The sequence below is a fragment of the Photobacterium sanguinicancri genome (assembly GCF_002265265.1).
Taxonomy (GTDB): domain Bacteria; phylum Pseudomonadota; class Gammaproteobacteria; order Enterobacterales; family Vibrionaceae; genus Photobacterium; species Photobacterium sanguinicancri.
Map to the genome: position 1 here is coordinate 1 of NZ_NOIF01000174.1, position 10,655 is coordinate 10,655.

Here is a 10,655-nt window from a genome sequence, read left to right on the forward strand (position 1 = left end):
GTCGAAAGCACCGGTCTTGAAAACCGGCGGCGGTTTATCCCGTCCTAGGGTTCAAATCCCTATCTCTCCGCCATATTCAAAAAAACCGCTGAAATATCAGCGGTTTTTTTTCGTCTAAATTTTGTGAATTAGAGATAGGGTGCCGAACCCTAGAGCAGGGTTCACTTGAGCGAAGCGAAAGCACATTGCCCGTGCCGAAGGCACGAAAAGGCAATAGCCCGAAGGGCGCGAGCTAGCGAGCAGTAAATCCTTATCTCTTTGCCTTTATTTCGTTTGTGCTACCGTGAAAAGGATTTGTACTAAATCCACCATCTCTAAACAGCTCAGGCACATTCAAAAAAAACCGCTGAAGATTCAGCGGTTTTTTCCTGTCTAACTTTTAATTTGTGTCGTTACTTAATTTATTAAGCTTTCGCCTGCCATTTATCAACAACCAAAGCCGCAATAATATCGCCTTCCACATTCACCGCAGTGCGGAAGGTATCTAGTGGTCGCTCAATGATCAGCAAGATTGCAATTGCTTCAAGCGGAATACCCGCAGCGAGTAAGACTAACTGCATACCAGACATCGACCCTGATGGCATTCCTGGTGCACCAATAGAAGATACCATCGCCATAATAAAGATCATGATGTAGCCGCTTGTTCCTAAATCTATGCCATATAGCTGGGCAAGGAAGATAGCAGCAACCCCTTCGAACAATGCAGTACCATCCATGTTCATGATGGCACCAAGCGGCAATACCATGCTGCTTGTAGACTGCGATACTCCAAGTTCTTGCTCTGCTGTTTGCATTGATAATGGCAAGGTTGCAGAGCTAGATGAGGTGGTAAATGCCATCACCATAGGCGCAGACAGTGCTTTAAACAGTGACTTAAAACCAATGCCTGTGGTTGCTTTGGCAATGGTCGGTAAAACAATGGCACCGTGTATAAAGGTTAGGAGAAACACCAAGCCTGCAAATTTCGCCAGCTGACCAAATAGCTCGCCATTACTGGTGACAGAGAACTCAAACACGATGGCAAAAACAGCGTAAGGCGCAAACTGAATGATGCCAGACACTAATGTGTTTACGGCTTTATTTAGTCCTGAAATTACGTCAAAAACAGCATGTTTGGCAGGTAAGCTCGCCAGTAATGCAATGCCGAGTAAGATTGAAAATACAACAATAGCCAGTAAGTTCGTATTGGATAGCGCAGCAACTGGATTTTGTAGTGCCATGCTGATCAATTTACTAATAATGGCACCTGATGATGCAGAGCTATTATCGATTAATTGGGTATTCTCACTCAGGGTAATTGCTGCAGGATCCACTAATTGCGGCCAAGCAGGGAGTGCTAACGATGCGCCTAAACCTAAGCTGATCGCAATGATCGAAGTGAAGGAATAAAAGGCGACGGTTTTACAACCTAGCTGCTTAAACTTCACGGTCGAGCCGATACTTGTTATCCCCTGTAACAACGATAGCATGACAACAATACCGACGACCATTTTAAGTAGGCCTATGTATGTTGTTTTTGCCAGCATTAAAAGCGAAAAGCTAGCAGAGTCGGTGTTGATGTAATCGGCTGGGATCAGTTGTGCGAGTAGCCAAGCTGAAATAGCCGCTAGTAGAAGTTGCACTGGAAGAGATTTGAAAAAGGTGAAACGCATAGTAGGCTCTCAATATATAGCAACTAGGCTATTTAGCCCTCACTTGAAGTCGTGAGGGCTGTGGTTGCAGTTAAATACCTGTCGGTTTGAATACCGCTTTTAATCGCTTGGTGATCATTAAACGTGAAACAGTGAATACGCCACTTACCGTACTTTGATGTAGGCGGAAAATCGTATCGTATATACGTCGAATCATGCGGCCTTGTAATACCAGTTTGCCCTCACAACGCTCGTTCTGAGCAAACGGCGCGATACCAAACGAGCCGACAGCAAAGTGATGCCCGACGGCGACAACCATTCCACCATCTTTGAAGGTGAAAGGTGTGAGAGCTTGTTCGTCTAAGTGACGACTCAAGCTTTTTGCTAAGTGAATCGCAGCTTGGTTCGCAGCTTGTGCTCTAGGAGGCACGGTTGAACCATCGGCTTGTGGAATAGATGCACAGTCACCAATTGCAAAAATCGCAGGGTCAATGGTTGAACTAAGATCTTGATTCACTATGATCTGGTTCATTCGGTTGCACGCTAAACCACCAATGCCATTTAACCAGTCAGGGGCTTTTACACCAGCAGCCCAAAATTGGGTATTGGCTGCTAGGAATTGACCATCGGTTGTTTGCATGCCATCGCGACTAACGTCCTCAATGCGGGTATTGAGTAATACATTAACGTCGCTTCGTGTTAACTTTTCTAGCACCTTGTCAGACATTTTCTGAGGGCTATTGGGTAGCACGCGATCAGCTGCTTCGATCAGATTAATGTTTAAACAAGCGGCGTTATATCTTTTAAGTTTTTTGCTTACTCTTGCTAATTCAGCAGCAAGCTCAACACCTGTTGCACCAGCACCAACAATGTTGATAGTGCTGTCATTACCAGAACGCAGTACGTGGCTAATTTGGTTCCATGCCTCACGGGCTTGGCTTGCAGAGTCTAAAAACATGCAATGAGCTTGTGCGCCGTGGGTATTAAAATCATTACTTACCGCACCAATAGCGATAACAAGATAGTCGTAACTGACGGTGTCTTCGGTACCATCGGCTTTTCGTACATTAACCACTTTTTGTTGGCGATCAATGTTTGTCATGGCGGCTTGGTAGTGTTGATAACCGTGTGTTGCGCCATGAGTAAAATAACAAACGGAATCTAAATCACTATCGAAAGTACCTGCTGCAATTTCGTGCAAACGTGGTTTCCAGTAGTGATCAATTTCAGGTTCGATTAATAAAATCTCATCATTTTTACGAACAGATTTAGCAAGTAGAGTCGATAGTTCAAGGCCAGCAGCTCCGCCACCAACAACAACGATTCGAGACATAATGGATCCTCAAAAAAAGACGCTTTGCAGTGAATGCAAAGCGTGGCCATGTGCCAAAATCAAAGGTAGAAAGTGCTATCCATAGCAGCATGAACAAGCATGCGGGTCATGAAAGATTGCAGCCTTTAAGCTAAAGGCTGCATAGTAGAGCAGGGCTAGCTGTTATTTATCGAAGTGAATAACAGTACGAATGCTTTCGCCTTTGTGCATTAGCTCAAAAGATTCGTTGATATCTTCTAGTCCCATAGTGTGCGTGATGAAGTCATTCAATTTGAATTCACCCGCCATGTAGCGTTCAACAATTTCAGGTAGCTCTGAGCGGCCTTTAACGCCACCAAAAGCAGAGCCACGCCATACACGACCAGTTACTAGCTGGAATGGACGAGTCGAGATTTCTTGGCCTGCACCGGCAACACCAATCACAACTGATTCGCCCCAGCCTTTGTGGCAACACTCAAGTGCAGAGCGCATTACGTTCACGTTACCGATACACTCGAACGAGTAATCAACACCGCCGTCAGTCAGCTCAACGATGACGTCTTGAATTGGTTTATCGTAGTTAGTTGGGTTAATACAATCAGTTGCACCAAGTTGACGAGCAAGTTCGAACTTACTTTCATTAATATCGATCGCAATAATACGACCCGCTTTCGCCATTTGAGCACCAATGATGGCAGAGAGACCAATACCGCCTAGACCGAAGACAGCAACAGTGTCGCCTTCTTGTACTTTTGCAGTATTAAGTACCGCACCCATACCCGTTGTGACACCACAGCCAAGTAGGCAGACTTCTTCTAGTGGTGCTTCTTTGTTTACTTTTGCTAGTGAAATTTCTGGTAATACCGTGTATTCAGAGAAAGTAGAACAGCCCATGTAATGGAAAATTGGCTGGCCATCTTTATAGAAACGAGTCGTTCCGTCTGGCATTAGGCCTTGGCCTTGGGTTTCACGAATTTTCTGACATAAGTTTGTTTTGCCAGATAGGCAGTATTTGCACTCACCGCATTCAGGGGTGTAAAGCGGGATAACATGATCGCCGACTTCAACACTGGTGACGCCTTCGCCGATCATCTCAACAATACCGCCACCTTCATGGCCTAAGATTGCAGGGAAGATGCCTTCAGGATCATCACCAGACATGGTGAATGCATCTGTGTGGCAAACGCCTGTTGCGATAATACGCACAAGTACTTCACCTGCACGTGGCAGCATCACATCCACTTCTTCTACAGATAGTGGTTGGTTTGGACCCCATGCAATGGCAGCTTTAGATTTGATAAATTTATCGGTCATGACATCTCTCTTTATATTTCGTAAGCACGATTGCGTGCCTCGTTTTGATGGTTGCCATTATATTTATTTCTCAGATGTTGATAATCCAGTTAAATGATAAATTACTTTTACCGTGTGGTAATAATTGGACTGGGGGAAGTTATCTAATTTGAGTCTTTGATATTGAAGAAGAGAGATTTTGATGAAAAAATAAAAAATATCAGATAGATACGGTATGGATGGAAATTATCTCAGCGAGTTGAATTATACCTTGCTGCCAATGGTCATTTTGTTCGAATGTCGCGAAGCTTAGCCGAATACAGTGGTTGTACTGGCCTTGGGTGCCAAACATGCTACCGGGTAAGATACTGATCCCCATGGCTAAAGCTTGTTGGTAAATAGCAAAAGTATCTGTATCAGTCGGTAATGTGAGCCAGCATAAGAAGCTGCCTTCGGGCTGAGATAAATGGAATTGACCAACCAATGCAGGGTGCTGGTTTAAAGCATCGACAAAGAGGGTAGTGAAGTTGCGTTGATTACGACGATAAGTTCGTCGAATCATCCCTAAATGCTGGCGATATCTTCCTGAACCTAAAAACTCGCCTACTGCCGATTGCATCAAATTTAGGCTACCCATGTTGTCACACAGTAAACGTTGCTCAATCGCTTCTTGATACTTGCCTGCCAGTACCCAACCAATACGTAACCGTGAATCGAGCGTTTTTGATAGCGAGCTGCAGTAGATAACACGTTCTTGCTGATCTAAGCTTTTCAGCGTCGACGGTTGCTGCTGATAGGCCAAGCCACCGAATACGTCGTCTTCAATAATAGGGATGTTCTTTGTCACACTTAAAAATTGACGGCGTGCGACATCAGGCATGACATAGCCTGTTGGGTTGTTATAGGAAGGATTAATTACAATGGCTTTGATTGGCCAGTTATTGATTGCGTGCTCTGTAGCGGCAAGATCAATCCCTGTTGTCGGGTTTGCTGGTACTTCAATCGCTTTCAGTTTTAACGATTCGATGATCAGCAAAGTGCCAAAATAACAAGGTGAGTCAACGAGCACCACGTCACCTGGCTGAGTTATCGCTTGTAAACTTAAGCTGATTGCCTGCTGCGCCCCATGAGTAATTAGAATTTTATTCGGCGTAGTAAAAATCCCAAGATCTTGATTAATATGCACCAATTGTTTAATGAGCGTTTCGTTTCCTGGCGGAATTTGGTAATGGCTGGGAATATGGGTTTGATAACGGCTATGGCGACCTATTTCTGCATATAAAGAACGAATTGCGGGGAAGTCCGTATTAGGGTGCGCGGATCCTGCATGGACTAAATCAGGGCTAAGTGGCTGACTAAGAATAACTTTACTCAAGCCAATGAGATCAACTTCAGAGGGGGGAAGTTGAGGCTCTTTTGATGATGCATTGAGTTTGCTAACCCGAAACCCAGATCGTGAATGGGGCGTAATATCGCCTGCCGCTTCTAACTGTTCGTAGCCACGGATGATCGTATTTTTACTGACTTTAAGTTGTTGGCTTAGTGCGCGAATGGAGGGCAACTTTTCATCAGGTAAATAACACTGACTACTAATTTGCTCACGAATAAATTGAACAACGTGTTGGTATTTCTTACCTGTCATTATTTATACCTTCCCCAATAAGCACATCACTGTACCCTAAAAATAAGCCAGAACTGTCTCTTTCATGATTTTCTGTACCTGCATAATCTATAGCAAATGGAATAAAAAAGGTAGGTCACATGAGATTGACACAAATCGCCCCATATTTATTTGTAGTGTTATGGAGTTCGGGGTTTATTGGCGCGCGCTTTGGCTTACCTTATGCGGAACCTGCGACTTTTTTGATGCTACGTATGATGGCCAATGTACTGGTGTTCGGCGTACTTGTAGTGGCGTTGAAAGCACATTTACCAAAAGGGAAAATGCGTTGGCATTCGTTTGCTGTCGGTGTGCTGATCCATGGCTTTTATCTGGGGGGAACCTACAAGGCTATTTCGCTAGGTATGCCAGCAGGACTATGCGCACTGTTAGTGGGTATTCAGCCAATCTTAACGGCTGTCATTATGGTGGTCATGAGTAATGAAAAACTGCGACCTTCACAGTGGTTTGGATTAATGGTGGGGTTTGTTGGTATCAGTTTAGTATTGCAAGGCAATATGGAATGGCAGCAAGAAGGCGCTAAAGCAATGGCGTTTGGTTTTACCATGCTGGCTTTATTGGGGATCACCTTAGGGACCTTATATCAAAAACGTTTTTGTCAGGGTGTTGATTTAATTGGCGGGACTTTCTACCAATATATCGCGACAGGCTTGTTGTTGGCGGTGGTGGCAACATCCACGGAAACCATGGTGGTTGAGTGGAACTCGCAGTTTATTCTGACCTTGGTATGGCTGGTATTAGTGCTTTCGCTGGTGGCTATATTATTACTGCTCTACATGGTGAAACACGGCGAATCATCGAAAGTTGCCTCGGTCTTTTATTTAGTGCCGCCAATGACAGCACTACAAGCATGGTTAGCCTTTGGCGAACAGTTTGATGTGTTTGGTGCCGTCGGTTTTGCACTCGCCGCACTGGCGGTGTACTTGATGATAAGGCCAGCAAAAAAGCAGCCAATGATTATTGAACAGCGAGCGTAAAGCGTCCATTGATGATGTGATAAAGCGCTAGCGTGGTGGCAATTGCGCTTCGTAGATAAACAAAAAGCCGCAATTTATAGCGGCTTTTTATCGTCATGGTGCTGAACTTACGAGAACGGGTACCAGAATAAGCTTTCAGATTGGTAGCGATTCATTAAGCCAATCGCCAATACAAGGGCAACTGTCGCTAATACTGCGTAGTCTCTCGTTTGCAACGGTTTTAGGCTATACCAAGAACGTTTGGTGTTGCGACCAAAACCACGTAGTGTCATGGCGTTAGAAATCACATCCGCGCGATCTAGGCTTGAAAATATCAATGGTCCTAAGATTTTAGCAACATTGCGAATACGCTTAAATACTGGTACGCCTTTAGATATATCCACACCACGGGCCTGCTGTGCATGCATGATATTAATGAAGTCTTTGGTCACTTCAGGTAAATAACGCAGGGTTAAGCTCACAGCATAAGCAATACGGTATGGTACGCCAAGTTTGTTCAGGCTTGCTGAAAATTCAGTCGGGTGCGTGGTGAATACAAACACCAAGGCAATCGGGAACATGCTGAAATATTTCAGAGTTACTGTTGCTAAATAAAACAAGGTTTCTGCCGTAATACTGTAGCTGCCGGGTAGGGCGAGTAAAACGGTTTGAGTACCCATATATTCCATGCCTTGTTGCGGGGCAATCAGGAACATAAAGAGGGCGTTCATCATTAAAACGACAGTGGTGCCCACCAGTAAGGGTTTGTAAACCTGAAATGGAACACGAGACTGCTTTAATAGCCACAAACCTAAACCGATTAAGCCAAGGATGACGCGGATATCAAAAGTAATCAGCACCATGGTTACCCAGCCCATAAAGAGCAGGAACTTAGTAATACCGTTTAAACTGTGCAGCATTGAACCCGTGTTAACGTAGCTAATGCCAAATTTAATTTTATTGGTTTTCATTATTTTGTTTGCGCCTCGTGCTCTATAAAGCAACGAATAAAGTCATCTAATCGGCTGATACCGAGTGCTTTGCCTAACGTGTATAAGCTCGTTACGTTAAGATTGGCTTGCTCAAGTAAAGCGGGTTGACTGAATATTTCGTTTACTGCTTGATCAGCAAGGCGTTTGCTATCTGCAATAACAATGGCGCGCTGGGTGTATTCCAGTACAAGGTGCATGTCGTGAGAGATGATCAAAATGGTGATACCCAGTTTTTCATTTAACTCACGGATGAAGGTCATCATCGCTGTATAGTGATGGTAATCCTGACCAGCTGTTGGTTCATCCAGAATTAATAGCTCTGGTTCAAGCACTAAAATTGTCGCAATCGTTACGCGTTTTTTCTGACCATAACTAAGCGCTTCAATCGGCCAGTGACGTAAACGGTACAAACCGCATAGTTTAAGCACATCGTGCACACGACGCTCTACTTCTACTTCAGCCATGCCGCGGTTGCGTAAACCTGATGCAATTTCATCAAAAATCATGTGATGGGAAATCATATGATTTGGGTTTTGCAATACAATGCCAATTTTCTGAGCACGTTCAAAAATAGACAGGGTAGATAAGTCTTCACCGTTGAAAGACATAGAACCAGAATCTGGCTCAAGTACGCCCATAATTAAACGTGTGATTGTAGATTTACCCGACCCGTTTTTACCTAGGATAGAAACAAATTCACCTTTATTTAAGGTAAAGCTTACATCTTCCAGTGTCTGACGTTCGCCATCATAGGAATAGCTAAGGTTTTTCACTTCTAGCAGAGGGGCTGTAGTTTCTGTTGCAACTGGTGCGGCTTGTTTCGCAAACCATTCGTTTACACGTGGGGCAAATTTATCAAGCATAAGAGTTGAGAAATAAGCGGGTTTATCCGCTTCTGTGATTTCACAACCTGCGGCTTTTAATGCTGAGATATAGAGAGGCTCACGGATACCGTGCTGTTGTAACAGCGGACTGGCAATCAGTGCGTCAGGTGTCATGTCAGCGACGATTTCACCACGGTTCATCAGAATAATACGATCAACATGACGGTGAAGAACGTCTTCCAAGCGGTGCTCGATGATAACGACTGTTTTACCTGTATCACGGTGCAGCTGATCAATAATCTCAATGGCTTGCTTACCCGTTTGAGGGTCAAGGCTAGCTAGTGGTTCATCGAATAGTAGAATATCGACATCATCAACCATTACGCCTGCAAGCGATACTCGCTGTTTTTGGCCGCCACTTAAGTCGAATGGTGACAGTTCCAGCATGGTATCGAGATCAAGCATCTTAGCCGTGTTCTCAACAATGCGGTGCATCTCTGCTTGTTCAACCATTTGGTTTTCAAGAGCGAACGCAATATCTTCACCAATACTTAAACCAACAAATTGACCATCGGTGTCTTGCAATACAGTACCGACCATATTGGTGCAATGGTGCAAATCTAGTTTGGCGATGTCTTGTTCATTTAGCGTAAGATTACCCGTCGTTTCCCCTTTAATAGAGTGGGGGATTAAACCATTCAGGCAATGACCTAATGTTGATTTGCCGCTTCCGCTTGGGCCAATGATGACAACCTTTTCACCTTTCTTAATAGTCAGGTTAATATTTTTTAAGGTCGGCTGTTCTAACGCCCAGTACTTGAACGAGAAATCAGAAAACTGGATGGTCATGCTTAATCAGCCTCTTTAAGGTTGTAGCTTTGCTGCTTACGTTTAGCGACAGCAGTAAGAATAAAGTGGCCAACAATGGCAATCAGTAAAGTGTTACCTGCGGCAATAATAGAAAGCTGCGCCATTACCTTAACGAAAGGTTCAGCATAGAGAACAGAATCGAGATAAGCCGAGCAGCCATAACCAACGACGTTACCTAAGAATGCGAGGAAGACAAAAAGGGTAAAATCCAGTTTATTGAATTTACCTTTATCTAAACGGTCTTTGGTGATTTTTGGATATAGGCCGATAAGTAAGCCAACAATACCTGAACCCAAAACCCAAGTTAGCCATACACCCCAACCCGCAAATAGGTCGGTTACCCAGTGACCGATGAATCCAACAAGAAAACCTACTAGCGGACCAAAAAGAACCCCGAATAAAGCAAGCACAGCCATAGCTGGTTTCAACGTGGTGTTGGCAAAAACTGGGATACCAAACATAGGGAGTCCGCCAATGCCATAAAGGGCAGCACCAATGGCGATAAGCACCACTGTCTTAGCAGAAAGCGTCATGATAGAACCTTTATTTATCTTTATTTTTTCTATCCGCTGTCATGGTTGCTAAAACAAGCAGCGTTCTGCTGTTTTATCTCAAGCATTCACTCAAGTAATCAAGAAAGATCACTCAGTATTCAATTATCCGTAATTAACCAAGAGCGGTAATAAAATCAATGCACCAAAGGCATTAAGGGCGGCAATCATACAGCAAGAAAAGCATGAAAGGAACGCTCTACTTCTAGACGTCTAGATATTAGACAGGAGAAGTAATTTCTGAGCGTATATTTGAAATATTAATATGCTTTTTTATATGTGTGTTGATGCGCTATTGCTCACTGTTATAAAGATGAAAAGTAGGCAAGATACGCTATGCTTGTAAAGCTAGTTAGGCATTGAAATGAAAGATATTGGATATTTATTACCAATAAGTCTATCACTCTGAAAGTAAAGAACTTATTTACAAGGTTTCAATCTTAGTGGCAAAGCGCAATATAGCTCGTTAGATCGCTAAAAGTACTAACACTTATTGCTACTTTGGGGTATTAACAAAGTTCGCAACTAAAGATAAAATAGAGTGT

Annotated in this window: 8 protein-coding genes; 1 reads left to right on the forward strand and 7 read right to left on the reverse strand. The window is 43.7% G+C overall.

Annotated elements, in window-relative coordinates:
- Window positions 1-404 precede the first annotated feature (404 nt).
- The 4 genes from ASV53_RS19590 to ASV53_RS19605 all read right to left on the reverse strand — a co-directional run bounded on the left by ASV53_RS19590 (window position 405) and on the right by ASV53_RS19605 (window position 5,878).
- On the reverse strand, window positions 405-1,652 hold the full coding sequence (locus ASV53_RS19590; RefSeq protein ID WP_094956516.1) for a dicarboxylate/amino acid:cation symporter: 1,248 nt from the start codon (window positions 1,650-1,652) through the stop codon (window positions 405-407).
- Window positions 1,653-1,722: 70 nt separating this feature from the next.
- Entirely contained in the window at window positions 1,723-2,964 is a 1,242-nt protein-coding gene (locus ASV53_RS19595; protein ID WP_094956515.1) for an NAD(P)/FAD-dependent oxidoreductase, read from the reverse strand.
- Between the two features lie 162 nt (window positions 2,965-3,126).
- Window positions 3,127-4,257 carry an S-(hydroxymethyl)glutathione dehydrogenase/class III alcohol dehydrogenase gene (locus tag ASV53_RS19600; protein ID WP_094956514.1) on the reverse strand — a complete coding sequence of 377 codons (1,131 nt, stop codon included), beginning with the start codon at window positions 4,255-4,257 and terminating at the stop codon, window positions 3,127-3,129.
- A gap of 199 nt (window positions 4,258-4,456) precedes the next feature.
- The gene (locus ASV53_RS19605; RefSeq protein ID WP_094958333.1) at window positions 4,457-5,878 is read right to left on the reverse strand and encodes an aminotransferase-like domain-containing protein; all 1,422 of its coding nucleotides are present in this window, start codon (window positions 5,876-5,878) and stop codon (window positions 4,457-4,459) included.
- A 119-nt stretch (window positions 5,879-5,997) separates the two neighbouring features.
- Here ASV53_RS19605 and ASV53_RS19610 point away from each other — a divergent pair, with 119 nt between their 5' ends.
- Window positions 5,998-6,894: a DMT family transporter gene (locus tag ASV53_RS19610; protein WP_094958334.1), complete on the forward strand. Its 897-nt coding sequence runs from the start codon at window positions 5,998-6,000 to the stop codon at window positions 6,892-6,894.
- Between the two features lie 107 nt (window positions 6,895-7,001).
- Here the strand turns inward: ASV53_RS19610 and ASV53_RS19615 are convergent, their stop codons facing one another.
- From ASV53_RS19615 to ASV53_RS19625, 3 genes are read right to left on the reverse strand one after another with little or no spacing between them, the layout of a single operon-like run.
- A complete protein-coding gene (locus ASV53_RS19615) occupies window positions 7,002-7,844 on the reverse strand; it encodes an energy-coupling factor transporter transmembrane component T family protein (protein WP_094958335.1) in 843 nt (280 codons plus the stop codon).
- A complete protein-coding gene (locus ASV53_RS19620) occupies window positions 7,844-9,538 on the reverse strand; it encodes an ABC transporter ATP-binding protein (protein ID WP_094958336.1) in 1,695 nt (564 codons plus the stop codon). Before ASV53_RS19620 ends, ASV53_RS19615 begins: the two co-directional genes overlap by 1 nt.
- Before the next feature lie 2 nt (window positions 9,539-9,540).
- Window positions 9,541-10,092: an ECF-type riboflavin transporter substrate-binding protein gene (locus ASV53_RS19625; protein ID WP_094958337.1), complete on the reverse strand. Its 552-nt coding sequence runs from the start codon at window positions 10,090-10,092 to the stop codon at window positions 9,541-9,543.
- Between the last annotated feature and the right edge of the window lie 563 nt (window positions 10,093-10,655).

Excerpts from the sequence above, each read along its gene's own strand:
- ASV53_RS19625 (WP_094958337.1), bottom strand. The coding sequence starts at position 10,092 with ATGACGCTTTCTGCTAAGACAGTGGTGCTTATCGCCATTGGTGCTGCC.
- ASV53_RS19615 (WP_094958335.1), bottom strand. The coding sequence starts at position 7,844 with ATGAAAACCAATAAAATTAAATTTGGCATTAGCTACGTTAACACGGGT.
- ASV53_RS19590 (WP_094956516.1), bottom strand. The coding sequence starts at position 1,652 with ATGCGTTTCACCTTTTTCAAATCTCTTCCAGTGCAACTTCTACTAGCG.
- ASV53_RS19600 (WP_094956514.1), bottom strand. The coding sequence starts at position 4,257 with ATGACCGATAAATTTATCAAATCTAAAGCTGCCATTGCATGGGGTCCA.
- ASV53_RS19610 (WP_094958334.1), top strand. The coding sequence starts at position 5,998 with ATGAGATTGACACAAATCGCCCCATATTTATTTGTAGTGTTATGGAGT.
- ASV53_RS19620 (WP_094958336.1), bottom strand. The coding sequence starts at position 9,538 with ATGACCATCCAGTTTTCTGATTTCTCGTTCAAGTACTGGGCGTTAGAA.
- ASV53_RS19595 (WP_094956515.1), bottom strand. The coding sequence starts at position 2,964 with ATGTCTCGAATCGTTGTTGTTGGTGGCGGAGCTGCTGGCCTTGAACTA.
- ASV53_RS19605 (WP_094958333.1), bottom strand. The coding sequence starts at position 5,878 with ATGACAGGTAAGAAATACCAACACGTTGTTCAATTTATTCGTGAGCAA.